Origin of the sequence: Xylanimonas ulmi (genome assembly GCF_004216535.1) — a bacterium.
Lineage (GTDB): Bacteria > Actinomycetota > Actinomycetes > Actinomycetales > Cellulomonadaceae > Xylanimonas > Xylanimonas ulmi.
Genome location: NZ_SGWX01000001.1, coordinates 1,317,133 through 1,342,936, shown reverse-complemented (window position 1 = coordinate 1,342,936; position 25,804 = coordinate 1,317,133). Strand labels below are relative to the sequence as shown.

At 73.1% G+C, this 25,804-nt stretch carries 23 protein-coding genes; 14 read left to right on the top strand and 9 right to left on the bottom strand.

What is annotated here, in order from left to right; all coding sequences use genetic code 11:
• Positions 1–52: 52 nt before the first annotated feature.
• From yajC to EV386_RS06145, 7 genes are all read left to right on the top strand, one after another.
• Positions 53–475 carry a preprotein translocase subunit YajC gene (gene yajC / locus EV386_RS06175; protein ID WP_242607848.1) on the top strand — a complete coding sequence of 141 codons (423 nt, stop codon included), beginning with the start codon at positions 53–55 and terminating at the stop codon, positions 473–475.
• 147 nt (positions 476–622) lie between these two features.
• A complete protein-coding gene (gene secD / locus EV386_RS06170; RefSeq protein ID WP_130413298.1) occupies positions 623–2,599 on the top strand; it encodes a protein translocase subunit SecD in 1,977 nt (658 codons plus the stop codon).
• Between the two features lies 1 nt (position 2,600).
• On the top strand, positions 2,601–3,683 hold the full coding sequence (gene secF, locus EV386_RS06165) for a protein translocase subunit SecF (protein WP_130413296.1): 1,083 nt from the start codon (positions 2,601–2,603) through the stop codon (positions 3,681–3,683).
• On the top strand, positions 3,680–4,273 hold the full coding sequence (locus EV386_RS06160; RefSeq protein ID WP_130413294.1) for an adenine phosphoribosyltransferase: 594 nt from the start codon (positions 3,680–3,682) through the stop codon (positions 4,271–4,273). The genes secF and EV386_RS06160 overlap by 4 nt, the downstream gene beginning before the upstream one ends.
• A gap of 34 nt (positions 4,274–4,307) precedes the next feature.
• Entirely contained in the window at positions 4,308–6,626 is a 2,319-nt protein-coding gene (locus EV386_RS06155; protein ID WP_130413292.1) for a RelA/SpoT family protein, read from the top strand.
• 75 nt (positions 6,627–6,701) lie between these two features.
• Positions 6,702–7,808 carry an ATP-dependent DNA ligase gene (locus tag EV386_RS06150; protein ID WP_130413290.1) on the top strand — a complete coding sequence of 369 codons (1,107 nt, stop codon included), beginning with the start codon at positions 6,702–6,704 and terminating at the stop codon, positions 7,806–7,808.
• Positions 7,809–7,849: 41 nt separating this feature from the next.
• Positions 7,850–8,419 (top strand): dihydrofolate reductase family protein, encoded by a 570-nt coding sequence (locus tag EV386_RS06145; RefSeq protein WP_130413288.1) that lies wholly within the window; start codon positions 7,850–7,852, stop codon positions 8,417–8,419.
• Here the strand turns inward: EV386_RS06145 and ligD are convergent.
• The 4 genes from ligD to EV386_RS06130 are packed head-to-tail and all read right to left on the bottom strand — an operon-like array spanning position 8,404 to position 12,567.
• Positions 8,404–9,495, bottom strand: a complete 1,092-nt coding sequence (gene ligD / locus EV386_RS06140) for a non-homologous end-joining DNA ligase (RefSeq protein ID WP_130413286.1) — start codon at positions 9,493–9,495, stop codon at positions 8,404–8,406. The two genes, EV386_RS06145 and ligD, sit on opposite strands and share 16 nt — an antisense overlap.
• Positions 9,496–9,505: 10 nt before the next feature.
• Positions 9,506–10,066, bottom strand: a complete 561-nt coding sequence (locus EV386_RS18255) for a hypothetical protein (protein WP_165399861.1) — start codon at positions 10,064–10,066, stop codon at positions 9,506–9,508.
• A 57-nt stretch (positions 10,067–10,123) separates the two neighbouring features.
• Complete coding sequence (locus tag EV386_RS06135) at positions 10,124–11,821, bottom strand: DUF349 domain-containing protein (RefSeq protein WP_130413284.1); 1,698 nt, start codon at positions 11,819–11,821, stop codon at positions 10,124–10,126.
• Positions 11,818–12,567, bottom strand: coding sequence for a peptidylprolyl isomerase (locus tag EV386_RS06130; RefSeq protein WP_130413282.1), 750 nt, complete (start codon positions 12,565–12,567; stop codon positions 11,818–11,820). Before EV386_RS06130 ends, EV386_RS06135 begins: the two co-directional genes overlap by 4 nt.
• A gap of 107 nt (positions 12,568–12,674) precedes the next feature.
• Here EV386_RS06130 and EV386_RS06125 point away from each other — a divergent pair, with 107 nt between their 5' ends.
• Positions 12,675–13,385, top strand: coding sequence for an MBL fold metallo-hydrolase (locus EV386_RS06125; protein WP_130413280.1), 711 nt, complete (start codon positions 12,675–12,677; stop codon positions 13,383–13,385).
• Positions 13,386–13,431: 46 nt separating this feature from the next.
• A complete protein-coding gene (gene hisS / locus EV386_RS06120) occupies positions 13,432–14,778 on the top strand; it encodes a histidine--tRNA ligase (protein ID WP_130413278.1) in 1,347 nt (448 codons plus the stop codon).
• Between the two features lie 6 nt (positions 14,779–14,784).
• Here hisS and EV386_RS06115 read toward each other — a convergent pair whose 3' ends face one another.
• Positions 14,785–15,252 (bottom strand): PPOX class F420-dependent oxidoreductase, encoded by a 468-nt coding sequence (locus EV386_RS06115; protein ID WP_130413276.1) that lies wholly within the window; start codon positions 15,250–15,252, stop codon positions 14,785–14,787.
• Between the two features lie 163 nt (positions 15,253–15,415).
• Between EV386_RS06115 and EV386_RS06110 the strand changes: the two genes are divergently transcribed.
• The 3 genes from EV386_RS06110 to EV386_RS06100 all read left to right on the top strand — a co-directional run bounded on the left by EV386_RS06110 (position 15,416) and on the right by EV386_RS06100 (position 19,441).
• A complete protein-coding gene (locus EV386_RS06110; protein ID WP_242607847.1) occupies positions 15,416–16,792 on the top strand; it encodes a DUF1576 domain-containing protein in 1,377 nt (458 codons plus the stop codon).
• Between the two features lie 64 nt (positions 16,793–16,856).
• Positions 16,857–18,671, top strand: a complete 1,815-nt coding sequence (gene aspS, locus EV386_RS06105; protein WP_130413272.1) for an aspartate--tRNA ligase — start codon at positions 16,857–16,859, stop codon at positions 18,669–18,671.
• On the top strand, positions 18,668–19,441 hold the full coding sequence (locus tag EV386_RS06100) for a GNAT family N-acetyltransferase (RefSeq protein ID WP_130413270.1): 774 nt from the start codon (positions 18,668–18,670) through the stop codon (positions 19,439–19,441). The genes aspS and EV386_RS06100 overlap by 4 nt, the downstream gene beginning before the upstream one ends.
• Before the next feature lie 18 nt (positions 19,442–19,459).
• On the opposite strand, the gene EV386_RS06095 is transcribed toward EV386_RS06100, so the two are convergent.
• Genes EV386_RS06095 through EV386_RS06080 form a run of 4 tightly spaced genes read right to left on the bottom strand, consistent with a single transcriptional unit; the run spans position 19,460 to position 22,928 of the window.
• On the bottom strand, positions 19,460–20,101 hold the full coding sequence (locus EV386_RS06095; protein ID WP_207216482.1) for a nucleoside/nucleotide kinase family protein: 642 nt from the start codon (positions 20,099–20,101) through the stop codon (positions 19,460–19,462).
• Entirely contained in the window at positions 20,088–20,894 is an 807-nt protein-coding gene (locus EV386_RS06090; protein ID WP_130413268.1) for an ATP-binding cassette domain-containing protein, read from the bottom strand. The genes EV386_RS06095 and EV386_RS06090 overlap by 14 nt, the downstream gene beginning before the upstream one ends.
• Positions 20,891–21,892, bottom strand: coding sequence for an ABC transporter permease (locus tag EV386_RS06085; RefSeq protein WP_130413266.1), 1,002 nt, complete (start codon positions 21,890–21,892; stop codon positions 20,891–20,893). Before EV386_RS06085 ends, EV386_RS06090 begins: the two co-directional genes overlap by 4 nt.
• A 1-nt stretch (position 21,893) precedes the next feature.
• Positions 21,894–22,928 (bottom strand): substrate-binding domain-containing protein, encoded by a 1,035-nt coding sequence (locus EV386_RS06080; RefSeq protein WP_130413264.1) that lies wholly within the window; start codon positions 22,926–22,928, stop codon positions 21,894–21,896.
• Between the two features lie 160 nt (positions 22,929–23,088).
• Here EV386_RS06080 and EV386_RS06075 point away from each other — a divergent pair, with 160 nt between their 5' ends.
• Positions 23,089–24,096, top strand: coding sequence for a LacI family DNA-binding transcriptional regulator (locus tag EV386_RS06075; RefSeq protein WP_130413262.1), 1,008 nt, complete (start codon positions 23,089–23,091; stop codon positions 24,094–24,096).
• A gap of 65 nt (positions 24,097–24,161) precedes the next feature.
• Positions 24,162–25,520, top strand: coding sequence for a replication-associated recombination protein A (locus EV386_RS06070; RefSeq protein WP_130413260.1), 1,359 nt, complete (start codon positions 24,162–24,164; stop codon positions 25,518–25,520).
• Positions 25,521–25,804: the final 284 nt, after the last annotated feature.

Below are 25,804 nucleotides of genomic sequence, written 5' to 3'. Positions count from 1 at the left end.
GCCGTTGGGGGCTCCGAATAGACTGGCACCCCACCTACCTCAAGGAATTCCTGTGGACCCTACGTTCCTGATCTTCATCGTCGCGCTGCTCGGCCTGATGTTCTTCATGTCGTCGCGCTCGCGTAAGCAGCAGAAGGCCCAGATGGCATTCCGCAATGAGCTCGCGCCGGGCCAAGAGGTCATGACGGCCTCGGGCCTGTTCGGCACGATCGTCGGCATCGACGAGGAGACCGACAGGATCACCCTCGACTCGGCCGGTTCGCGCTCGGTGTGGCTGCGCGCGGCCATCTCCAAGCGGATCGACACGCCCGCCACCGACAGCGCCGTGTCGGACGAAACCGACGCGTCACGCGGGCCGGGTACGATCGCGCCCGCGGACACCGACTCCATCGACGTGCCTGACGACATCTCCGGTCTCGACACCGCCCAGCGCGAGTACCGCGAGCAGCAGCGCCGGGACGACGAGGGCAAGTGACGCGAGCGCCGGCCGGGCTCTCCCGGCCGGCGTCACCCGCGCCGACCACCCTGGCGGCGCGCACACGAGAGAAGACAGAAGTTGGCCAACTCCAGCACGCGACGATCGCGGCCGGTACGCACGCTCATCGTCTTTGCGGTCCTGACGATGCTCCTGCCGTTCGCCGGACTGCTCACCGGGACCTTCCTCGACGGGCGTAGCGCCGACAACCCGGGTGGCGCGAGCCTCACCCCGGGCCTCGCGCTCGACCTCGAGGGTGGCACGCAGATCATCCTGACGCCGACGACGACGGACGGATCCCAGGTCACCGACGCCACGGTCGCCGAGGCGATCAACGTCATCCGCCAGCGCATCGACGCGAACGGCGTCTCCGAGGCGGAGATCACCAGCCAGGGCGGTCGGAACATCGTCGTCGGCATCCCCGGCAAGGCCTCGGACGACGAGATCGACCTGGTGAGCCAGGCGGCGCAGATGCGATTCCGCCCCGTGCTGACCTACTCCTACGGCGTGCCCACGCCGACCGAGAGCCCGTCGCCGAGCGACGACGGCGCCGACGCCCCGGCGGACGACGCGACCGACGCCCCGGCGGACGACGCCGACGCGCCGGGCGACGACGCGTCGCCCGAGGCGAGCCCGGCCGGCAAGTCGGCCGGCGCGCCCGTCATGGTCCCCGCGGACCTGGCCGCCGACACGACGCCGAGCCCGACACCCAGCCCGGCGCCCGACGCAGCCGACGACGCGAGCACCGACGCGACCAGCGACGGTGACGCCGCGGCGTCGAACCCGAGCGACCTGGCGCAGATCACGCCCGCGATCCAGGAGCAGTTCGACCAGCTCGACTGCACCGACCCAGACAACCTGCGCGGCGGCGGCGGCGACGACCCGAACGTCCCACTCGTGACGTGCTCGACGGACGGTGTGTTCAAGTACGTCCTCGGCCCGGTCGAGGTCGAGGGCACCCACATCAAGCGCGCGACCTCCGGCCTGCTGCCCGGGGCGAACAACACGACGAGCAACATCTGGGGCGTCTCGCTCGAACTCGACTCGGAGGGCGCCAAGCAGTTCGCGGCCACCTCGCAGCGGCTGTACGACTTCGGTGACGGCAACCCGCAGAACCAGTTCGCGATCGTGCTCGACGGCCTGGTCGTCTCGGCGCCGGGCATCAACGAGCCCATCAACGACGGCCGCGCCCAGATCTCGGGCTCGTTCACGCGGGAGTCGGCGGCGACGCTGGCCAACCAACTCTCGTTCGGCGCGCTGCCCCTGCAGTTCGATGTGCAGAGCCAGCAGGAGATCTCCGCGACGCTGGGGTCCGAGCAGTTGCAGAAGGGCCTCATCGCGGGCCTCATCGGCCTGCTCCTGGTCGTCGTCTACTCGCTGTTCCAGTACCGCACCCTCGGCCTGCTCACCGTGGCGTCGCTCCTGGTGGCGGGCGCGATCACCTACGTGACGATCGCGCTGCTGAGCTGGGGCATGGGCTACCGCCTGTCGCTGCCCGGTGTGGCGGGCTTGATCGTGGCGATCGGCTTCACCGCGGACTCGTTCATCGTGTACTTCGAGCGCATCCGAGACGAGCTGCGCAACGGCCGCACCCTGCACTTCGCGGTCGAGCGAGGCTGGGAGCGGGCGCGGCGCACGATCTACGCGGCCAAGGCCGTCAACCTCATCTCGGCCGTCATCCTTTACTACCTCGCGGTGGGCGGCGTCCAGGGGTTCGCCTTCACGCTCGGACTGACGACGGTCATCGACGTCATGGTCGTGGTCTGGTTCACCCACCCGGTCATGGCGCTGATCGCCAAGATGCGCTTCTTCCGTGAGGGGCACATCGCCTCGGGCCTCAACCGTGAGCGCCTCGCGCTCTCGACGGCCAAGCCGCGCTACGCGGGCGCCGGACGGGTCGCGATGCCGCAGCCCGCCGTCGACGTCGCCGCCGAGGTCAACGCCGAGGCCGAGGGCGCGACGCCTGTCGGCGAGCCCGCGCTCGTGGGCGCGGCCACGCCCGGACCGGCCGTCGTGACCGACGCGTCGGGGCGCCGTCTGACCATCGCCGAGCGGCGCGCCGCGGAGCGCAAGGCGGCGCAGTCCGCCGAGCTCGCGGCCGACGAGAACGAGGAGGGCCGCTGACATGGCCGGTTTCAGCTTCGCCGCATGGGGCAACGACCTGTACACCGGGCGGCGCTCGTACGCGATCGTCGCCCAGCGCAAGCGGTGGTTCGCGGTCGCCGCGGCGCTGGCGATCGCCTCGATCGCCATCCTGGGCTTCAAGGGCCTGGCGTTGGGCATCGACTTCCGCGGCGGGACCGAGATCTCGGTCGAGAACGTCTCCACCACCCAGCAGGCTCCGGCGATCGAGGCCGTGCGCGCCGTGGCTCCCAGCGACGAGCCGCGCGTGGCGTCGGTCGGATCGAACGCGCTGCGCATCCAGACGCTCAAGCTCGATCCGGATCAGATCACCGAGATCGGCCAGCGGCTGGCCGAGGCCTACGGCATCGTCCCGGCCGATGACATCACCGTCTCGTCGGTCGGTCCGACCTGGGGGCAGGGCGTGTCGATGCGCGCCCTGTGGGGCGTCGTCGTGTTCGTCCTGGCCGCCGCAGCGTTCATGGCGGTCTACTTCCGGGCCTGGCGCATGTCGGTCGCGGCCATCGTCTCGATGCTGACGGACCTGCTCGTCTCGGCCGGCGTGTACGCGCTGATCGGCTGGGAGGTCACGCCGTCGACCATCATCGGGTTCCTGACCATCCTGGGCTTCTCGCTCTACGACAAGATGGTCGTGTTCGACAAGGTCCGCGAGAACGCCGACGGCCTGCTCGACCAGACGCGCACCACCTATGCCGAGCGCGCGAACCTCGCCGTGAACCAGACGCTGGTCCGCTCGATCAACACCTCGGTCGTGGCGCTGCTGCCGGTCGGCGGCATCCTGTTCGTGGGCGCCCTGCTGTTGGGTGCCGGGACGCTGCGCGACCTGTCGCTCTCGCTGTTCGTCGGCATCGCCGTCGGCGCCGCGTCGTCGCTGTTCCTCGCGACGCCGCTCGACGTCGCCCTGCGTGAGCGGGAGCCGAAGATCAAGGCGCACACCGCCAAGGTGCTCGCGGCGCGCGCTGGGTCGGATGCGGGTGACGACGTCCTCGTCAACGCAGGCGCCGTCCAGCTCCAGCCGGGACACCACCTCGGACAGGCGGCCCAGCCTCGGCGCAAGAGCCGATGACCGACGACATCTCCCTCGTCGCCCTCGGCGGCCTCGGGCCGCAGAGGGCGGCGGAGGTCCGGTCGTTGATCCGCGACGTGCCGGGCTTCCCGCACGAGCCGATCATCTTCCGCGACATCACGCCGATGCTCGCCGACGGCGCGGCGCTGGCCGACGTCGTCGAGGCGTTCGCGCGGCTGTGCGAGGGCCCAGACGGCCACGCGATCGACGTGGTCGCGGGCATGGAGGCGCGGGGCTTCCTGCTCGGCGCGCCGCTGGCGACGCGGCTCGGCGTCGGGTTCGTGCCGCTGCGCAAGGCGGGCAAGCTGCCCCCGCCGGTCGAGCGGGTCTCCTACGACCTGGAGTACGGATCGGCGGCGATCGAGTTGCGCACCGGGACTCTTCCGGTCGGCGCCCGCGTTCTCCTGGTGGATGACGTGCTGGCGACGGGCGGGACCGCGGCCGCGGCGGCGCAGCTGGTGGAGCGGTCAGGCGGCGAGGTGGTCGCCGCGGCGTTCCTCATGGAGCTGGCAGGCCTGGGCGGGCGAGAGCGCCTGAGCGGCAGAGTCGTGGAGACGCTGCTGCGCGTCGAGGAGTCAGCCGGGTCGTAGACTGGCGCCTCACACCGGCGGAAGGAGGCGCGCCATGGGCGACGACACCATCCCGGCCACGCCGGGGACTGGCGTGCGCGTGCGCAACCGTCTGGTGCGCCTCGGGGTCCGGGGCGGGGGCAGCGGCGTCAGCCCCGCGCTCGAGCCGCTGCTGCAGGCTGTGCGCGCGGCCCACCCGAAGTCCGACCTCGCCGTCATCGAGCGCGCGTACACGGTCGCCGAGAAGGCGCACCGCGGGCAGGTGCGCAAGAGCGGCGACCCGTACATCACCCACCCGGTCGCGGTCTCGACGATCCTCGCCGAGCTCGGCTTCGAGGGCACGACGATCGCGGCGGCCCTGCTGCACGACACCGTCGAGGACACCGACTACTCGCTGGACCGGCTGCGGTCCGAGTTCGGCGACGACGTCGCGCTCCTCGTCGACGGGGTCACCAAGCTCGACAAGGTCAAGTACGGCGCGGCCGCGCAGGCCGAGACGGTGCGCAAGATGGTCGTGGCGATGGCCAAGGACATCCGCGTGCTGGTCATCAAGCTCGCCGACCGGCTGCACAACGCGCGCACCTGGAAGTACGTGCCGTCCTCGTCGGCCGAGCGCAAGGCGCGCGAGACGCTCGAGATCTACGCCCCGCTGGCCCACCGCCTGGGCATGAACACCATCAAGTGGGAGCTGGAGGATCTGTCCTTCCAGGCCCTGTACCCCAAGGTGTACGACGAGATCGTGCACCTGGTCGCCGAGCGCGCGCCGGCGCGCGAGGAGTACCTGTCGGTGGTCCGCGAGCAGGTCCAGGCCGACCTGCGCCAGGCGAAGATCAAGGCGACCGTGACGGGCCGGCCCAAGCACTACTACTCGATCTACCAGAAGATGATCGTCCGCGGCCACGACTTCGCGGAGATCTATGACCTGGTGGGCACGCGCGTCCTCGTGGACTCGGTGCGCGACTGCTATGCGGCGCTCGGCGCCCTGCACGCGCGCTGGAACCCGGTCCCGGGCCGGTTCAAGGACTACATCGCGATGCCCAAGTTCAACCTGTACCAGTCGCTGCACACGACGGTCGTGGGCCCGGGCGGCAAGCCCGTCGAGATCCAGATCCGCACGCACGACATGCACCGGCGCGCGGAGTACGGCGTCGCCGCGCACTGGAAGTACAAGGAGACGGCGCGCTCGGGCAAGCCGGGGACCGCCGACGACGAGCGCGCCAACGACATGGCGTGGCTGCGGCAGCTGGTCGACTGGCAGCGTGAGACGGCCGATCCGAGTGAGTTCCTCGACTCGCTGCGCTACGAGATCGGCGGCGCCGAGGTCTATGTCTTCACGCCCAAGGGCGAGGTCATGGCGCTGCCGTCGGGGGCGACGCCCGTCGACTTCGCCTACTCGGTGCACACCGAGGTGGGCCACCGCACCATGGGCGCGCGCGTCAACGGCCGCCTGGTGCCGCTCGACTCGCAGCTGCAGAACGGCGACGTCGTCGACATCCTCACCTCCAAGGCGGAGTCCGCCGGGCCTTCGCGTGACTGGCTCGCGTTCGTCAAGTCGGCCCGCGCGCGCAACAAGATCCGCTCGTGGTTCACCAAGGAGCGCCGCGAGGAGGCGATCGAGCAGGGTCGCGACGCCATCACCAAGGCGATGCGCAAGCAGAACCTGCCGATCCAGCGGCTGCTGTCGCACGAGGCACTGGTGGGACTGGCCACGGAGCTGCGCTACGCCGACGTCTCGGCGCTGTACGCCGCGGTCGGCGAGGGGCACGTCTCGGCGCCTCACGTCATCGAGCTGCTGGTCAAGTCGCTCGGCGGCGCGGACGGGACGGAGGAGGACCGGGCCGAGGTGGCCGTCCCCGGGGTCCCGACGACGCCGCGCCGCGCCCGCGCGGGCGACCCCGGCGTCATCGTCAAGGGTGTCGGGGACATCTGGGTCAAGCTCGCCAAGTGCTGTACGCCCGTGCCGGGTGACGACATCATCGGGTTCGTCACGCGCGGCGCCGGCGTCTCGGTGCACCGCGCCGACTGCGCCAACGTCGAGGGCCTGCGCGCCCAGCCCGAGCGCATCGTCGACGTCGCCTGGACGACCGGCGCGAGCACGACCTTCCTGGTGCAGATCCAGGTCGAGGCGCTCGACCGCTCGCGGCTCTTGTCGGACATCACGCGCGTGCTGTCCGACAACCACGTCAACATCCTGTCGGCGACCGTCTCCACCACGCAGGACCGCATCGCGATGTCGCGGTACGTGTTCGAGATGGCCGAGCCGGCGCACCTGCAGCAGGTGCTCGCCGCGGTCCGCAAGGTCGACGGCGTGTTCGACGTCTACCGCATCACGGGCGCCAAGGCCGCGGGAGAGCCGCACCTGCCGGCCCCCTGAGCCGCGGCCCCCGGTGGTTGAGCGCCCTCGGTGGTTGAGCCTGTCGAACCCACCGCCCAGTGGCACCATCGAGCAATGACGCTCCCGCTGCGCCCGCCCATCCTGCCGATGCTGGCCAAGCCGGTGGCCGGCGTGCCTGACCAACCCGAGCCGCCGGCCTGGGACTACGAGCCCAAGTGGGACGGCTTCCGCGCGGTGGTCTACCGGGACGGCGAGGACGTGCGGATCGACTCGCGCAACGCCCGGCCCATCGACCGTTACTTTCCCGAGGTCGTGGCCGCCGTGCGCGCGGCGCTGCCCGAACGATGCGTCGTCGACGGCGAGATCGTCGTCGCGCAACCCGGGGACGGCCGCGCCCGCCTCGACTTCGAGGCGCTCTCGCAGCGCATCCACCCGGCCGCCTCACGCGTGCGGACGCTCGCGCAGGCCGTTCCCGCCAGCCTGGTCGTCTTCGACGTGCTCGCCGTGGGCGACCAGGACCTGACGGGCCGCCCGCTGGCCGACCGACTCGCCGCGCTCGACTCGCTCGGGCTCGACGGCCCGCAGGTGTTCGCGACGCCGCGCACCGCCGACGCGGCCGTGGCCCGCCGCTGGTTCGAGCAGTTCGAGGGCGCGGGGCTCGACGGCGTCGTCGCCAAGCCCCTGGCGGACCCCTACCAGCCGGGCAAGCGCACCATGGCCAAGGTCAAGCACGCGCGCACCGCCGACGTCGTGCTCGCGGGCCTACGCCCGCACAAGGACTCGACCGCGCAGGCGCCGCTGCTTGGCTCGCTGCTGCTCGGCCTGTACGACGACGGCGGGCGGCTGCAGTTCGTCGGGGTCGCCGCGTCCTTCCCGACGGCGCGGCGGGCCGCGCTGTACGCCGAGCTCGCTGCCTTGGCCGTCGGCCCGGGCGACGAGCACCCGTGGGCCGACTGGCAGGATCCCGCGGTCGGGGAGCGGCGCCCGGGCGCGCAGTCGCGGTGGAGCGGCGGCAAGGACCTGTCGTTCACCCCGGTGCGCGTCGAGCGCGTGCTCGAGGTGGGCTATGACCACATGGAGGGCACGCGCTTTCGCCACACGAGCCAGTTCAAGCGGTGGCGGCCCGACCGAGAGCCCGCCTCGTGCACCTACGCCCAGCTTGAGGAGCCGGTCGGATACGACCTGGCGGCGCTGCTGCCCGGGGCGCCGGGCACGGCCTGACGACGCCGCTCAGTTCGCCTCGCCGGCGTCGTCTCACCGGCATGGGAACTCTGCGCTATACCGCCATCTGCTCGATCGACGGGTGCACCGCCCGATCCGACGGCCAGTTCGACTTCGCGACGCCGAGCGCTGAGGTCCACGCCGCCGTCAACGCCGCCGAGAGCGACGTGCGCCTGGAGGTCTATGGGCGGCGCATGTGGGAGACGATGGAGTTCTGGGCCACCGACGCGCCCCTGAGCGACGCGGCGCCCGACGTCGTGCGCGAGTTCGCCCTGCAGTGGCGGGCCACGCCCAAGGTCATCGCGTCGGACTCGCTCGCCGCCCTCGACGTGCCCGGTGTGCCCGGGGTGCGACTCGAGCCCCGGCTCACCCCGGAGCGTCTCGCCGCGATCGTCGCCGAGGCCGACGGCGTCGTGTCGATCGGCGGCGCCACGGTCGCGGGCGTGGCGGTGCGCGCGGGACTGGTCGACGACGTCCAGCTCTACGTCGTGCCGCATACGGTGGGCGGTGGCCTGCGCGCCCTGCCCGACGGCGTCGAGGCCGCCTGGCGGCTGCGGGAGACCCGCGTGTTCGCCGACGGCGTCGTGTGGCTGCGCTACGGCCGCGCCTGATCGGGGGGACGGTCGCGGTCGCGGCTGGGCTGGACCCGCTTGGGCTCGCCCGGCATCTTCGGGTACTCGGGGGGATAGGGCAGGTCGCCCAGTCCGTGCTCGTCCTCGTCGCGCCGGGCGAGGTCGAGCGCGGCGTCGAGCGAGCAGTCGAGCGCCGGGTCGCGGTCGGCGCGCAGCGGGGCGAACAGGTCGCCCACCTGCGCCAGCCGCGCGGGCATGGTCGTCACGTCGAAATCGTCGGGGTGGGCGTCGGCCACCTCGGACCAGCGCAACGGCGCGGACACCGTGGCGCGCTTGTTGGCGCGCACCGAATAGGCCGAGGCGATCGTGCGGTCGCGCGCCATCTGGTTGTAGTCGACGAAGATGCGTCGCCCGCGCTCCTCCTTCCACCACTTCGTGGTCACGTCCTGGGGCAGGCGGCGTTCGAGCTCACGTCCGATCGCGATCGTCGCCCGCCGCGCCTGCGTGAACGACCAGCGCGGCGCGATCGGGACGAAGACGTGCAGGCCGCGCCCGCCGGACGTCTTGGGGTACCCGGTGAGGCCGAGTTCGTCGAGCAGGTCGCGCAGGACGGGCGCGACGCGCGCCGCGTCGTCGAACGTGGTGCCCGGCTGGGGGTCGAGGTCGATGCGGAGCTGGTCGACCGACTCGACGTCCTGGCGCCGCACGGGCCACGGGTGGAAGGTCAGCGTGCCCAGGTTCGCCGCCCACACGACGACGGCGAGCTCGCTCGGGGCGACCTCGTCGGCCGTGCGGCCCGACGGGAAGGCGATCGTGGCCGTCTCGACGTAGTCGGGGGCGCCCCGCGGCAGGCGCTTCTGGTAGAACGCGTCGCCGTGGGAGTCGGCGCGCGTGGCCATGACCGCGCCGTCGAAGAAGCCCTTGGGCCACCGTTCGAGCGTGGTGGGGCGGTGCAGCAGCGCGCCGAGGATGCCGTCACCCACGGCCAGGAAGTACTCGACGACCTGCAGCTTGGTCAGCCCGCGGTCGGGGAAGACGACGCGGTCGGGGCTTGAGACGCGCACGGCGCGCCCGGCGACGTCGAGCTCGACGGCGGGAGTCGCGGAGGGGGACATGCGCCCCACGCTAGGGCGCGTGGACCTCGGCGGCGAGCCGTTCACGGGCGGCCGCCAGCGTGATCCGGGCCCGTGGGCGCCCGACGACGCGCGGGCGCAGCTCCAGGGAGCGCGCCACCGCGCCGAGGTCGACGCCCGCGCGGGCGAGGTCCACCAGCATGGTGACCGCGACCTCGTGCGGCAGCATGGCCGCGACGTCGATCGCGGTGCGCGTCGGGGTCGTGACCCGCACGGCGCCGACCCGCGTCGACTCCGACGCGAGCCGGCGCGTGCCGTTGCGCCGCGCCAGGTCGAGCGGCTCAGGGGCGAGCCCGCCACAGTGCAGCCACACCGCGCTGGGTCCCACGACGACGGCGGTGGCAGGCACGCGCCCGGCGATGGCCGCCGCGCGCGCCTCGGGCGGGATCGCAGCGCCGACCGGCACTGCGGCGTCGTCGGCCACGACCCGCAGGGCGCCGTCGCGCACCATCACCCACCAGGCGGCGCGCCCGCCGACATCGGCGGGGCGGATCACCACGGGGCGGGCGGGCGCGGGCGGTGCGAGGAGGGCGGAGACAAGAGCGGGCTCCATGGTCCGGACGCTAAGCCAAGCCGCCCGGGCCGTGGAGCCCGCCCTGTGGATATCGGGTCAGCCGCGCGAGTCCTCCGCGGCGCGCACGACCTGCTCGAGCCACGAGCGGCGCGCCGCGAGCGCCGTCTCCAGGTCCTCGGCCTTGCGCTTGTCGCCCTGGGCGCGAGCCCGCTCCAGGTCGGCCTCGAGCCCTTCGATCGCGGACTGGAGCTGCGCGGCCGCGCCCTCGGCGCGAGCGCGCGTCTCGGGGTTGGTGCGCACCCACTGCGCCTGCTCGGCGTCCCGCACGGCCTGCTCGACGGCGCGCAGGCGGCCCTCGACGCGCTGCACGTCGGCGCGCGGCACCTTGCCCGCGGCCTCCCAGCGCTCCTGGATGCCCCGCAGCGCGGACTTCGCCGCGGCGAGGTCCTTGACCGGCACGAGTGCCTCGGCCTCGACCAGGATGGCCTCCTTGACCGTGAGGTTCGCGGTGTACTCGGCGTCGACCGCGGCGTTCTCCGCGTCGCGCGCCGAGAAGAAGGCGTCCTGCGCCGCGCGGAACCGGGCCCACAGAGCGTCGTCGTCACGGCGCGCCGCACGGCCCGCGGCCTTCCACCGCGCCATGAGGTCGCGGTACGCCCCGGCGGTGGCGCCCCAGTCGGTGCTGGTCGCAAGGGCCTCGGCCTCGGCGACCAACTGCTCCTTGGCGGCCTTGGCGGTCGAGTTGCGCTGCTCAAGCTCGGCGAAGTAGTGCCGCCGCTCGCGGTCGAACGCCGTGCGCGCGTGGCTGAACCGCTTCCACAGCGACTCCTCGCTCGCCCGGTCGATGCGCGGGCCCGAGCGCTGCGCGTCCTTCCACGAGTCGAGCAGCGCGCGCAGCTCCTCGCCCGCGGGGCGCCACTGCATGCGCTGCGGGTCGGTGGCCGCGATCCGCTCGGCGGCCTCGACGATCGCGGTGCGCGCGGCGACGGCCTCGGCCTTGGCGGCCGCGCGAGCGGCCTCCAGCGCGGCGCGGCGCTCGGCGGCGACCACGCTGAGCGCGGCGACCCGCTCACGCAGGCCGTCGAGGTCGCCGACGGCGGCCGGCTCGGCCGTCTCCTCGCCCAGGCGGGCCAGGGTCTGGTCGATCTCCTTGAGCGACAGGTCGGCGCTCGACAGCCGGGTCTCGAACAGCGAGACCTTGGCCACGAGGTCGAGGTAGCGGCGCACGTACAGGCTCATGGCCTCCGACGCCGACACCCCGGGGAACTGGCCGACCGAACGCTCGCCCGCCGCCTCGCGGACGTACACCGTGCCCTCGTCGTCCACGCGGCCGAAGGCCTCGGCGGCCGACACCGCGGCGGTGTCGACGACGGGCGCAGCGACCGGCGCGGGGGCGGCGGCCTCGGCGGGAGCGGCGGGCGCGGCCGGACGGCGCAGCGGCGAGGGCTTGGGCAGCCGCGACGGCTTGGGCACGAGCGACGGCTTGGGCGCCGCGGGGGTGGGGGCGGGGGCGTCCGCGGGAGCCGTGGCGGGCTCGGCGGCCTCCGTCTGCGCGGCGGGGGCGGGCTCGTCAGGAGTCGTGGCCTCGACAGGAGCCGAGTCCCCGGTCGTCTCGTCCTCGGTGGCCTCGGCGGCGGGAGCCTGAGCGGCGGCCGCCTCGACCGCGTCGGCGCCCTCGCCAGCCTCGGGCGTCTTCGGAGTCTCGGCCGGCGCGCTCGCGCCGTGCGTGACCTCGCCCTCGACGACGCCCTCCGTGGACGTGGGGTCGTTCGTTGCAGCAGCGGGATCGCTCACTTGGTGTCAACTCCTTCGATGGTGACCGGCGTGGCGGGAGGGCCGTCGGAGCCCCCACCTGCCACGCCCGCGTCAGCGACTGCCTGGACGACGTCCAGGCCGGATGTGATTCGCCCGAACACGGTGTACCCACCGGCGTTGTCGGACGGGATGGTGGAATCCTGGTACACGAGGAAGAACTGCGAGCCCATCGACGCGCCGTCGCCGCCGACCCGGGCCATGGCCAGGGCGCCCGCCGGGTAGACGTCGTCGGCGGGGGCGTTCTCGATCGGCCCGAACGTGTAGCCGGGCCCACCGGTCCCGGTCCCCGTCGGGTCGCCGCACTGCAGCACGAAGATGCCCGCCGTGGTCAGGCGGTGGCACGACGTGTCGTCGAAGAACCCCTGCTGGGCGAGCGACACGAAGCTGGCCACGGCCTGAGGGGCGGCCTGCCCGTCGAGCTCGACCTGGATCTCGCCCGCCGAGGTCGACAGCGTCGCCGTCCAGGTCCGGTTCTCGGCGAACGACGGGTCGGGCAGCGTGAACGTCGCCGTCGCACCCGGGGTGGGTGAAGCGTCCGCGGCGGCGCCCGGGGACTGGTTGCCCCCCAGGCCGACGATCGCCATGGTCACGACGAGCGCCAGCACGGCGGCGCCCGCCGTGATTGTGCCGATCAGCCGCTGGCGACGACGTCGCTGCTGCTGCTTCGCCTCCCAGCGAGCCTGTCGTTTGCGGGCAAGCTCACGCTCGCGCTTGGTGGCCGCCAAACCCTGCTCCTCCCCACGTGGGCACGCGCACGCGTGCGTGGCACAGTCTAGGCGCCGGGTCCCGGGTCACACCGCCTGGTTCGGCGTGCGCCGACTAGGGTGGCGGCGTGCAGGTCCATCTGGTCGTCGCGCCCGTGTTCGCCACCAACTGCTGCGTCGTCGTCGACGGTGAGGGGGACAAGGGCGTGGACGCCGTCGTCGTTGACGCCGGGGCGGGGGTCGCACCGAGCGTGAGCGCCCTGGTCGCCGAGCGCGGCTGGCGGGTGCGCGCGGTGCTCGCGACGCACGGGCACGTCGACCACACCTGGGACGCCGCCGCGCTGTGCGAGCGGTACGAGGCGCCGCTGCGGATCCACGCCGCCGACGCCTACCGGCTCGCCGACCCGTTCGGCACGTTGGGGTTGACGGGCGGGCCGGGCGGCGTGAGCGACGCGCTGCGCTCGGCGATCGCGGGCCTGGGCCTGCGCGCCGAGGACTACCGGGCCCCGGACAACGTCGTGCCTTTCGACGCCGCGGGCGACGACGGCGCGGGAGGCCTCATCGCGGGCGCGTTGCGCCTGGGCGTCCGCCCGGCGCCCGGCCACACCGAGGGCTCGACCCTCTACCTGGCCGACGGCGTCGTGCTGGCCGGAGACGTGCTGTTCGCCGGCGGGATCGGGCGCACGGACCTGCCCGGGGGTGACGACGCCGTCATGCGCGCGAGCCTGAGTGACGTGGTCATGGCGCTCGACGGCGAGCTCGGTGTCGTTCCCGGCCACGGGCCGACGACGACCGTGGCGCGCGAGCTGGCCACCAACCCCTACCTGCGGGGCCTGTAGCGGCGGGCGCCCGAGCCGGGCCGGGCGATCTGGGAGAATCGCGCCCATGGCTCGCATCGCCCCCCTCTCCGGCTTCCCCGAATGGCTCCCCGACGGTCGCGTCGTCGAGCAGCATGTGCTCGACACGCTGCGTCGCACGTTCGAGCTGCACGGGTTCGCCGGCATCGAGACCCGGGCCGTCGAACCGCTCGACCAGCTCCTGCGCAAGGGCGAGACCTCCAAGGAGGTCTACGTGCTGCGGCGTCTGCAGGCCGAGGGCGAGGAGGGCCAAGACCGCCAGCTCGGCCTGCACTTCGACCTGACCGTGCCGTTCGCGCGCTACGTGCTGGAGAACGCCGGGCGCCTGACCTTCCCGTTCAAGCGCTACCAGATCCAGAAGGTCTGGCGCGGCGAGCGCCCGCAGGACGGCCGCTTCCGCGAGTTCGTCCAGGCTGACGTCGACGTCGTCGGCGCGGGTGAGTTGCCCTACCACTACGAGGTCGAGCTGCCGCTGGTCATGGCCGACGCGCTCGGCGCGCTCGCCGACGTCGGCCTGCCGCCGGTGCGCATCCTCGTCAACAACCGCAAGGTCGCCGAGGGCTTCTACCGCGGCCTCGGCCTCGACGACGTCGAGGGCGTGCTGCGCAACATCGACAAGCTCGACAAGATCGGGCCCGACGCCGTCGCGCAGGCGCTCGCGGCCGAGTGCGGCGCGACGCCAGAGCAGGCCAAGGCCTGCCTGGAGCTCGCGGCGATCTCGGGCGCCGACGTCGGCGTGGTCGACCGGGTGCGGGCGCTCGCGGCCTCGTACGGCGCCGCGAGCGACCTGCTGGAGACCGGGCTGGCCGAGCTCGGCGCGCTCATCGAGGCCGCCGCGGTGCGCGCCCCGGGCGTCGTGGTCGCCGACCTCAAGATCGCCCGCGGCCTCGACTACTACACCGGGTCGGTCTACGAGACGGTGCTGGTCGGGCACGAGTCCCTGGGATCGATCTGCTCGGGTGGGCGCTACGACACGCTCGCCTCGGACGGCAAGACGGCCTACCCGGGCGTGGGGCTGTCGATCGGCGTCTCACGGCTGGTCTCGCGCCTGCTGTCGGCGGGGCTGGTCGCCGCGACGCGCGGGGTGCCGACGGCCGCGCTGGTCGCCGTCGTGAGCGAGGATCAGCGGGCGGCGTCCGACGCCGTCGCCGCCGCGCTGCGTGCCCGCGGGATTCCGGCCGACGTCGCGCCCAAGGCCGCGAAGTTCGGCAAGCAGATCCAGTTCGCCGACCGCCGCGGCATCCCGTTCGTGTGGTTCCCGGGCTCACCCGACCAGGTCAAGGACATCCGCTCGGGTGAGCAGGTCGAGGCCGACGCCAGCTCGTGGGAGCCGCCGGCCGCCGACTGGTGGCCGCGCGTCGTGCCGGGCGCCTGACGGCGCTCAGCCCTCGGCGAGCCGCGCCGGGAACCCGCCCGTCGCCACCGGGCCCCACCGCTCGATCGTGATCCGCACGATCGACTTGCCCTGGCGCACCATCGCCTCGCGGTACTCGTCCCAGTCGGGGTGCTCGCCCGCCGCGGCGCGGTAGTACTCGACCAGCGGCTCGACCGAGTCGGGCGCGTCGATGACCTCGGCCGTCCCGTCGACCTGCACCCACGCGTCGGCGAACGTGGACCCGAGCGCCAGCAGCGACGCGCGCGCGTCGCGCCGCAGGTTGGCGGCCTTGGCCCGCTCCGGGTAGGTCGAGATGACGACGCGGCCCGCGCCGTCGACGGCGAACGTGACGGGGGAGGCCTGCACGCCGTCGTCGGACCGGCGGGTGATCAGGACGCCGTCGCGCCGCGCGCGCAGCGTCTCCACCAGGGTGGCGCGGTCGACGGCGGTGGTGGTGGCGATGGCGCGTGGCACGGGGTCTCCCGGGGGGTCGCGGCGGTACGGCGGGTGGGTATCGCTCGCCATTGTCCACGAGGGCCGACACGACGCGACAACGGGCCTTGGCCGCCTGGTTCGGGGCCGAGCGGGTCGGTATCGTAAACGGTTCAACGACCAAGGAGGCGGCGAGGGGGGAGACGTGGCGCTCACTGCTCTAGCGACCACCTTCGGGCAGCGCCTGCGCGACGACGTCGAGACCGACCTGCAGCGGGTCAAGTTCCGTCTGCTCGTGGGATTGTGCGTCGGCGCCATGCTCCTGGGCGTCCTCGTCGACACGCCCGCCGAGCTCGCGCACGGCACCATCGCGATCCTCAGCTCGCCCAGCGGCCTGCTCACCGACTACATGGCGATCGCCTCGGTCGGGGCGACGTTCTTCAACGCGGGCCTGCTGACCCTGCTGTCCGTCATCGTGGTGCGCCGCGGCGGCACCGAGTTCTCGGGGCCCGTCATCGCCGGGCTGTTCACCGTCTTCGGGTTCGCGCTGTTCGGCAAGAACCTGTTCAACTCGATCCCCATCACCCTCGGCGTCTACCTGTACGCCCGGCTCGAGCGCAAGCGGTTCTCCGACTACCAGGTCGAGTCGCTGTTCGGCACCGCGCTCGGCCCGGCCGTGAGCTTCATGGCCTTCGGCAAGGGGCTGCCGCTGTGGCAGGGGATCTTGCTGGGCTGGGTGATCGGTGTGTTCGTGGGCGTGGTCATCCCGCCCATGTCCCGGCACTTCGCCAAGTTCCACCACGGCCTGAGTCTGTACAACGTGGGGTTCACGGCCGGCATCGTCGGCATGGTCATCGTCGCCGTCATGAACCTGCTCGAGTACGACGTCGTCGAGGTGTACCAGGTCTCCTCGGGCTACACCGTCGAGCTGGCGGTGGCGACGCTCACGTTCTGCGTGGCGTTGCTGGTGTGCGGGTTCCTGCTCAACGGGCGGTCGGTGCGCGGGATGGCCGCGTTCATGCGGCGGTCGGGGCAGGCGCCCAGCGACTTCGTGGCGCTGGAGGGCATCGGCCGCACCGTCATGAACATGGGTCTGATGGGCATCCTCGCCACGACCTACGTGCTCGTCGTCGGCGGCGACCTCAACGGGCCGGTGCTCGGCGGCGTCTTCACCGTCATCGGATTCGGCGCGTACGGCAAGCACCCGCGCAACTGCGTGCCCATCCTGGTCGGGGTCGCGCTGGCCACCGCGTTCACCACCGCCGACATCGACTCGACCCACGTGCTGCTCGCCGCGCTCTTCGGCACCACGCTGGCGCCCGTCAGCGGCGTGTTCGGCAGCCTGTACGGCGTCGTGGCGGGCTTCCTGCACATGGCGCTCGTGGCCAACGTGGGCCTGCTGCACGGCGGCCTCAACCTCTACAACAACGGCTTCTCGGCCGGGTTCGTCGCGTTCCTGCTCTTCCCGCTCTTCAACGCCAAGCTGCGCATCCGCGGCAAGGGCGTCAAGGGCGTCAAGGCCGCCGACCCCGAGCACACGTGCCCCGTGGTCGCGGGGCCGACGCCGCCGCCCCGCGGGTAGACTCGCGCGATGGCGCGGAGCACCCGTCCGCGCGCCACACCCACCAGCGAAAGGTACGACCTCCGTGCTGCGCACCCACACGGCCGGCTCCCTGCGGGCCGAGCACATCGGCCAGACCGTCACCCTCACGGGCTGGGTCGACCGCCGCCGCGATCACGGAGGGGTCGCGTTCATCGACCTGCGCGACGCCTCGGGCATCGCCCAGGTCGTCATCCGCGACGAGTCCGTCGCGCACCCGCTGCGCGCCGAGTACGTGCTCCAGGTCACCGGCGAGGTCTCCCGCCGCCCCGAGGGCAACGCCAACCCAAACCTCGCCACGGGCGAGGTCGAGGTCATCGCCGCCCAGGTGGTCACGCTCAACGAGTCGGCGCCGCTGCCCTTCCAGGTCTCGACGGCGCTCGCCGACACCGAGGTCATCGGCGAGGAGGCGCGCCTGCAGCACCGCTACCTCGACCTGCGCCGCCCGGCGCCCGCCCACGCGCTGCGCCTGCGCGCCAAGGCCAACCAGGCCGCGCGCCGCGTGCTCGACGCCGAGGACTTCGTCGAGATCGAGACCCCCACGCTGACCCGCTCGACGCCCGAGGGCGCCCGCGACTTCCTCGTCCCGGCCCGCCTCGCGCCGGGCTCCTGGTACGCCCTGCCGCAGTCGCCCCAGCTGTTCAAGCAGCTGCTCATGGTCGCCGGCATGGAGCGCTACTACCAGATCGCGCGCTGCTACCGCGACGAGGACTTCCGCGCCGACCGCCAGCCCGAGTTCACCCAGCTCGACGTCGAGATGAGCTTCGTCGAGCAGGACGACGTCATCGCCCTGGCCGAGAAGGTGCTCGTCGCGCTGTGGGAGCTGATCGGGCACACCATCCCGACGCCCATCGCGCGCATGACCTACGCCGAGGCGATGCGCCTGTACGGCTCCGACAAGCCCGACCTGCGCTTCGGCAACCCGCTGGTCGAGCTCACCGAGTACTTCACCCACACGCCGTTCCGGGTGTTCCAGTCCGAGTACGTCGGCGCCGTCGTCATGGCCGGCGGGGCCTCCCAGCCGCGCCGCCAGTTCGACGCGTGGCAGGAGTGGGCCAAGCAGCGCGGCGCGCGCGGCCTGGCGTACGTGACCTTCGGCGAGGACGGCACGCTCGGCGGCCCCGTCGCCAAGAACCTGTCGGACGCCGAGCGCGAGGGCCTCGCGGCGGCCACGGGCGCGCAGCCGGGCGACGCGGTGTTCTTCGCCGCCGGCAAGACGACGCAGGCTCGGGCGCTGCTGGGCGCCGCGCGCCTGGAGATCGCTAAGCGCACCGGGCAGATCGACGAGGACGCGTGGGCGTTCGTGTGGGTCGTCGACGCACCGCTGTTCAAGCCCACGGGCGAGGCCGCGCAGGAGGGCGACGTCGTGCTGGGCAGCTCGGCCTGGACCGCCGTGCACCACGCCTTCACCTCGCCCAACCCGGACTGGATCGACCGCTTCGAGCAGTCGCCCGGCGAGGCGCTCGCCTACGCCTACGACATCGTGTGCAACGGCAACGAGATCGGCGGCGGCTCTATCCGTATCCACCGCCGCGACGTGCAGGAGCGGGTCTTCGACGTCATGGGCATCGGCCCCGCCGAGGCGCAGGAGAAGTTCGGCTTCCTGCTCGACGCGTTCGCGTTCGGCGCCCCGCCGCACGGCGGCATCGCGTTCGGCTGGGACCGCATCGTCGCGCTGCTGACCAAGGCGCCGTCGATCCGCGACGTGATCGCCTTCCCGAAGTCGGGCGGCGGGTTCGACCCGCTGACCCAGGCGCCGGCGCCGATCACTCCGGAGCAGCGCAAGGAGGCCGGCGTCGACGCGGCCCCGGTCGGCGCGGGCGCCGCCTCCGGTGCGGCGAAGGGCGCCGACGGGGAGTGATCGCCGCGGTCGGCGTCGAGTTGCCACCGCGGTGGGCGTCCCACCCGCTGGTGGTCACCGAGTCGGCCCACCACGCGTGGGACGCCTCCGACGCGTGGTGGGACGACGACGCGCTGCTGCTGCGCCTGCGCCGCCTCGCGCCGTCCGAGCCGCCCGGGTACGGCCTGTACGGCGTCGGGGACGCCGAGGCGGTGGCGCGCCTGATCCTGGCGGCGGGGCCCCTCGCCCCGGTCGGGCGCACGACCGTGCCGCGCGGCACCCGCGCCGCGCTCGCGCGCCTGACACGCGACGTGCCGGCGCCGTTCGACCGGCCCGCCGACGGTCAGTGGGACTGGATGATGGCCGACCACACGCCCGACCCCCTGCCCGGTGAGGACCGCGTCGAGGAGCTCACCGGCCCCGAGGGGCTCGCGGAGGCGTCCGCGGCGCTCGCGGTCGCGCACCCCGACGGCGAGCTCGCGGTCGGGCAGGCGCGCTCACGGTGGTGGGGCTGGCGCGAGAGCCCTGGTGGCGGACGCGGCGCGCTGCGCGGCGTCGTCGGCGCCGACCGGCGCGTGCCCCACGCGCCGTGGGTGCTCGGCTCGATCGGCACCGACCCCGCGTGGCGGCGCCGTGGCGTCGCGGCGGCCACCACGGCCGTCGCGGTGCGCGCCGGCCTGGCCGAGGCGCCCTTCGTGACCCTGGGCATGTACGCGGACAACGACGCGGCGCGGCGCACCTATGAGCGCGTCGGGTTCGTCGTGGCGCAGGCGAACGAGAGCTCGCGCTGAGCGGCGCCCGCGCGGACCTCAGCGCCAGTCGACGATGAGGTCCGCGTCCCCGCGGGTGCGCGCGATCAGCTCGGCGTTGGCCTGGTCGGTCCCCAGCGCCCAGGCGCGCGCGGCCTCGGGCGACTTGCCGAACGCCGCGTGCCGGCGCACGAGGCGCTCCAGGCGCAGGTCCTGGGGAGGGTCGAGGTACCAGACCTCCGCCATCCGCGCGCGGGCCCGTGGCCATGCGCCCGCCCGCGCCAAGAGGTAGTTGCCCTCCGTCACGACGAGCGGCGTCGTGGCCCGCACACCGACGCCCGCGGCGATCGGCTCCTCGATCTCGCGCCGGAACACGGGGGCGTACACCACGCCGTCGCCCGGCGCCTGGGCGGCGAGCCGCTCGATGAGCGTGGTGTACCCGGCGTCGTCGAACGTGTCGATCGCCCCCTTGCGCTCACGCCGGCCGAGCGAGACCAGCACATCGTTGGACAGGTGGAACCCGTCCATGCCGGCGACGGCGGCGCGGCCGGGGCCCAGCGCGTCGGCCACGGCCCGCGCGAGCGTCGACTTGCCTGACCCGGGGGGCCCGGTGACGCCGAGGATCGCGCGCCCACCGCGCGCGGCCAGCGCGTCGGCCCGCTCCACGAGCTGCGCGGTGGTCAGACGCCTACGCGATCCCACGCCGCTCCTCCTCGGTGGGCTCCAGGGCGCCGGTCATCAGGGCGACGACCTCGGCCATGCTGCGCACGCCAGGGCGCACCACCGCCGCCCGCCGCCCTTGCCGATGCACGTGGACGCGGTCGGCGACCTCGAAGACGTGCGGCATGTCATGGCTGATGAGCACCACCGGGATGCCACGCGAGCGGATGCGCTTGATGAGCTCGATGACCGTGTCCGACTCCCTGACCCCCAGCGCCGCCGTCGGCTCGTCCATGATGATCACACGCCGGCCGAACGCGACGGCACGGGCCACCGCGACGCCCTGCCGCTGCCCGCCGGACAGCGACTCGACGGGTTGTGCCACCGACTTGACCCGGATCGCCATCTCGTCGAAGAACTCCTGGGAGCGGCGGCGCATCGCGGGCTTGTCGGTCATGCGCAGCACCGAGCCCAGCAGCCCGGAGCGCCGCAGCTCGCGGCCCATGAACAGGTTCGCGGCGATATCGAGCGCCGGGGTCAGCGCGAGGTCCTGGAACACGGTCTCGATGCCGTGGGACTGCGCGTCGCGCGCGGAGCGGAACGTGACCGGAGTGCTGCCGACCCGGATCTGCCCCGCGTCGGGGATGAGCACGCCGGACAGCGCCTTGATGAGTGTCGACTTGCCCGCGCCGTTGTCCCCGATGACCGCGAGGACCTCGCCCGGCAGCAACTCGAAGTCAGCGTCCTGCATCGCGACGACCGAGCCGTAGCGCTTGGTCAGCCCCGTCGCGGAGAGCACCGGCGTGACGGGGGCGGCGTGCGTGTCAGCGGTCATGTCTGCACCCTTCGGCGGGAGACCTGGTCGAGTGCGACGGCGGCGATGACCAGGACGCCCGTGGCGATGTTCTGGTACAGATTGTCGACGCCCGCCTGCGTCAGCCCGTTGCGCAACACCGCGACGATCAATGTGCCCGCCAGCGTGCCGAGCACCGACCCGCGGCCGCCGAACAGGCTCGTGCCGCCGATGACGACGGCGGTGATGGTCTCCAGGTTGGCGTTCTGGTAGGCGTTCGGGTCGGCGTTGGGGATGCGCCCGAGGGCCGCCCAGGCGGCCACTGCGGCGATGAGCCCCGCCGCCAGGTAGGTCAGCACGAGGACCCGCCCCGAGCGGATGCCCGAGAGGCGAGCGGCCTCCGGAGCACCGCCGACGGCGTACAGGTGCCGACCGGCGGCCGTCTGCGACAGGACGTACCACGCGACCAGGTAGATCGCCAGCATCGCCAGGACGCCCGTCGTGATCGTCAGGCCACCGGCCGACAGCTTGGTCCCGAGCCACGTCAGGATCCCCTTGTCGACCGGGTACACCTGCGAGCCCGCGTACAGCTGCGTCGCGGCGTACATGGCGGTGAAGACGCCGAGCGTGACGATGAACGGCGGCAGGTGCACCCACGCGACGAGCGCTCCGTTGACCAGGCCCACCAGCACGAGCGTGACCACAGCGGCGACGATGGCGACCTCGGGGCCGTGCGAGCCGCCCACCTTGGCCAGGATGATCGTGCCCAGCACCGCCACCGCGCCGATCGACAGGTCGATTCCCGCGGTCAGGATGACGACCGTCTGCGCCACCGCGAGGATCCCGATCACCACGGACTGCTGAAGGATCAGCGAGAGGTTTGCCGGACGCAAGAACGTGTCGGTGATCAGGGAGAAGGCGACGACCGCGACCACGAGGGCGGCGAGGGGGCCGACCAGGGGGTTGCGCGCCAGGTCAGCCCATCTCGTCGCGCTCGTGGCCCCGCGACGCGTGGGCGTCGTGTCGGAGGTCGAGGTCACCTCAGCCCCAGCAGTTCTCGAGGCCCCAGGCGCTGTCCTTGGAGTCGAGCCCGCTCACCGGGTGATCGGTGATCAGCTGGGCGCCGGTGTCGTGGAACCCGCTCGGCTTGGCGCCGTTCGCGGCGTACTGCACGACCGCCTTGACGCCGAGAGCGGCCATCTCGTTCGGGAACTGCATCACGGTGGCGCCGACCTCGCCGTCGGCGACGGCCTGCACACCGGCGCACGATCCGTCGATCGAGCCGACGGTCACACCGTCCACGAGGCCGGCGTCCGACAACGCCTGGAAGGCGCCGCGCGCAGCGGGCTCGTTGATCGTGTACACCGCGTTGATGTCCGGGTGGGCCGAGAGGATGTTCTCCATCGCGGTCTGCGCCTTGGTCTGGTCGCCGTTGGTGTTCTCCTGCGCGGCGATCTGCGGGGAGTCGTCGGTCAGGCCCATGCCCTGGAGGAACCCGTCGTGGCGGAAGGTGTCGACCGTGCCGCCGGGTGTGCCGTCGAGCATCGCGACGTTCGGCGCGGCGTCGCCGAGTGCGGCCTTGACCCACGATCCCTGCAGGACGCCGGCTTGCGTGTTGTCGGTCGCGAACGTGGCGTCGACGGCGTCCTCCGGGTCGGTGGCGGTGTCGAGGGCGATGACGATCACCCCGGCGTCGCGCGCGTCGGCGATCGCCTGGAGGATGCCCGTCGAGGAGTTCGGGGTGATGAGGATGCCCTTGACCCCCTGGGACACGAGGTTCTCGATCGCGGCGACCTGCCCCTCGTTGTCACCGTCGAAGGCTCCGGCGAGCGCGATGAGCTCGGCGCCCTCGTCGTCGGCCGTCTCGCGGGCGGCCTCGCGCATCCGCACGAAGAACGGATTGGAGTCGGTCTTGGTGATCAGACCGACCTTGACGGGGGAGCCGGAGGCGTCGGCGTCGTCGCCCGTGTCGTTCGAGGAGCACGCGGCGAGGGTGAGTGCGGCGGCGCAGGCCGCGGCGGAGGCGAGCGTCCGGCGCAGGCGGCGAGAGCGTGGCGTGGTGCGCGGTCCGAGCATGTCGAACTCCCTTGTCCGGTGGTGTCACCTGGATGTGACCCAGATCACGCTAGAATCCGGCAAGCGCTTGCGCAAGCGCTTGCGCGGCGATCTTTCCCGTTCCGTGATCTCTCGGGGCGCCGTGCGCAGCGCGCTGCGCGCCGAGACATGAGGAGGTCGCATGGCGAGGATGGACGACGTGGCCCGGCTCGCGGGCGTGTCGGTCTCGACCGTCTCGCACGTGCTCAACGCCACCCGCGCGGTGGCGCCGCAGACGCGCACCCGGGTCGAGGAGGCAGTGGAGCGCCTCGCCTACCGGCGCAACGACCTGGCGCGCTCCCTCGCGCTGCGCAAGACGCGCACCGTCGGCATCGCGATCGCGGCGCTGTCCAACCCCTACTTCGGTGAGCTGGTCTCCGCGCTCAACGAGGCGCTCGAGGCGCAGGGGTACACCGCGCTGCTCGGTGACACCGGAGACGACCCGGACCGTGAGGTCGCCACCGTCGAGCGGATGCTCGACCAACGCGTCGCCGGGCTGATCCTCGCCACCGCGGCGAGCTCGGGCGAGCCGGTCGCCTCCCGCGTCCTCGACCAGTCCGTCCCGCTGGTCCTCGTCGACCGGCATATCGACGCCCGCTGCGATCAGGTCGTGCCGCTCAACCGCGAGCCGGTCGAAGAGCTCGTCGGCCACCTCGCGGACCTCGGGCACACGCGGATCGCCGCCGTCGCGGGCGCAGCAGGGCTCGACACCACCACCGAACGGCTCGACGGGTACCTCGCCACCGTCGCGGCCCGCGGCCTGGACGACGACCCTGCGCTGATCCTGCGCGGGCGCTCGAGGGCGCAGGACGCCGAGGCGGCGGCGCGGGCGGCGTTCGCAGGCCCGCACCGGCCCACCGCCGTCGTCGTCCTCAACAACGCCATGACGATCGGGACACTGCGCGCGCTGCGCGGGCTCGGCCTGACGGTGCCGCACGACGTCGCACTCGTCTGCTACGACGACTTCGAGTGGGCCGACCTGTTCCAGCCGCGGCTGACCGCGGTGCGCCAAGACCTGACGACGATGGCGCGCAGCGCCGTCGGCCTGCTGCTGTCACGGATCTGCGGCGACGACCGGGCGCCCGTCGTGGAGCGCATCACGCCGCAGCTGCGACACCGTGAGTCGTGTGGGTGCCCCGCGCCGGACTGACGCGCCCGGCGCCACGGGACGCCCGGCCCGCCGCCGTGTCCCTGCGGGTCCGTAGGCTGGCTCGCATGGACCTGTTCGACGCCGTCACCACGGGGGAGCACGGCACCCCGGAGGTCTCGCGCTCGGGGCCCGGAGCGCCCCTCGCGGTGCGGATGCGCCCTGCGTCGCTCGACGAGGTCGCCGGGCAGGAGCACCTCTTGGCGTCCGGCTCGCCGTTGCGGCGCCTGGTGGAGCCCGCCGACGACGCGGCGCGTCGGGCGGCGCCCGGGTCGGTGATCCTGTGGGGTCCGCCCGGCACGGGCAAGACGACGCTCGCCTACCTCGTGGCCACGGTCTCGGGCCGCAGGTTCGTGGAGCTGTCAGCCGTCACCGCGGGCGTCAAGGACGTGCGCGCCGTCGTCGAGGACGCCCGGCGCAGGCTCGCGACCTCCGGCGCGGAGACGGTGCTGTTCATCGACGAGGTGCACCGCTTCTCGAAGTCCCAGCAGGACGCCCTGCTGCCCTCGGTCGAGAACCGGTGGGTCACGCTCGTCGCCGCGACCACCGAGAACCCGTCGTTCTCGGTCAACTCGCCGCTGCTGTCGCGGTCGCTGCTGCTGACCCTGCGCCCGCTCACGGCCGACGACGTGCGCGCCCTCGTGCGGCGCGCGGTCGGTGACGAGCGCGGGCTGGGCGGCGCTGTCACGCTCGCCGCCGACGCCGAGGACCAGTTGGTGCGCATGGCGGGCGGAGACGCGCGCAAGGCGCTGACGATCCTCGAGGCGGCGGCCGGGACCGCACTGGCGGAGGGCGGCGCCGTCGTCGACCTGGCGACGGTCGAGCGCGCCGTCGACGTCGCCGCCGTGCGCTACGACCGCGACGGCGACCAGCACTACGACGTCATCAGCGCGTTCATCAAGTCGATCCGCGGCTCGGATGTCGACGCGGCGCTGCACTACCTCGCGCGCATGATCGCGGCGGGGGAGGACCCGCGGTTCGTCGCGCGGCGCCTGATCATCTCGGCCTGCGAGGACGTCGGCATGGCCGACCCCTCGGCGCTGCAGACCGCCGTCGCCGCCGCGCAGGCCGTGCAGATGATCGGCATGCCCGAGGGCCGCATCCCGCTCGCCGAGGCGGTGGTGCACCTGGCGACCGCGCCCAAGTCGAACCGGGCCTACACGGCGATCGACGCGGCGCTCGCGGACGTGCGCGCGGGCCGGGTCGGCGTCGTGCCCCCGCATCTGCGCGACGCGCACTACGCCGGCGCCGAGGGCCTCGGGCACGGCAAGGGCTACCAGTACGCGCACGACGCGCCCCACGCCATCGCGCCGCAGCAGTACCTCCCGGACGACCTGGCCGGCCGCCGCTACTACGACCCCTCAGACCGCGGCTACGAACGCCAAATCCACGACCGCCTCACCCGCATCCGAGAAATCCTCCCCTAACTACTCCGCCGAGATACCGGTCCTCGGTCACGGGCGCCAGGTGGGGTGTCCGAGCTCCGGTATCTCGGCGGCGGACCGGTACCTCGCGAGGGCGCGCGGGGTGGGGTGGGTGTCCACAGGGGGGTGGGGCTCGGGGTTGTGCACAGGTGGGGGCGACGGGAGGGCGGTGTGGGCTGTGTGACGGGCAGGGTGCGGGGATGACGCATCCACCCGTCGGGGGCCGGCCCGGCAGCCCGACGCCGCAGCCGCGCCCGCTGCCCCGCGTGCACCGCGCGCACCCCCAC

Coding starts and splice junctions, on each gene's coding strand:
- EV386_RS06150 (WP_130413290.1), top strand. CDS start 6,702: ATGACGCTCCCGCTGCGCCCGCCCATCCTGCCGATGCTGGCCAAGCCG.
- ligD (WP_130413286.1), bottom strand. CDS start 9,495: ATGTCCCCCTCCGCGACTCCCGCCGTCGAGCTCGACGTCGCCGGGCGC.
- hisS (WP_130413278.1), top strand. CDS start 13,432: ATGGCTCGCATCGCCCCCCTCTCCGGCTTCCCCGAATGGCTCCCCGAC.
- secD (WP_130413298.1), top strand. CDS start 623: ATGCTCCTGCCGTTCGCCGGACTGCTCACCGGGACCTTCCTCGACGGG.
- EV386_RS06080 (WP_130413264.1), bottom strand. CDS start 22,928: ATGCTCGGACCGCGCACCACGCCACGCTCTCGCCGCCTGCGCCGGACG.
- EV386_RS06145 (WP_130413288.1), top strand. CDS start 7,850: ATGGGAACTCTGCGCTATACCGCCATCTGCTCGATCGACGGGTGCACC.
- EV386_RS18255 (WP_165399861.1), bottom strand. CDS start 10,066: ATGGAGCCCGCTCTTGTCTCCGCCCTCCTCGCACCGCCCGCGCCCGCC.
- EV386_RS06155 (WP_130413292.1), top strand. CDS start 4,308: ATGGGCGACGACACCATCCCGGCCACGCCGGGGACTGGCGTGCGCGTG.
- EV386_RS06070 (WP_130413260.1), top strand. CDS start 24,162: ATGGACCTGTTCGACGCCGTCACCACGGGGGAGCACGGCACCCCGGAG.
- EV386_RS06075 (WP_130413262.1), top strand. CDS start 23,089: ATGGCGAGGATGGACGACGTGGCCCGGCTCGCGGGCGTGTCGGTCTCG.
- EV386_RS06090 (WP_130413268.1), bottom strand. CDS start 20,894: ATGACCGCTGACACGCACGCCGCCCCCGTCACGCCGGTGCTCTCCGCG.
- secF (WP_130413296.1), top strand. CDS start 2,601: ATGGCCGGTTTCAGCTTCGCCGCATGGGGCAACGACCTGTACACCGGG.
- EV386_RS06160 (WP_130413294.1), top strand. CDS start 3,680: ATGACCGACGACATCTCCCTCGTCGCCCTCGGCGGCCTCGGGCCGCAG.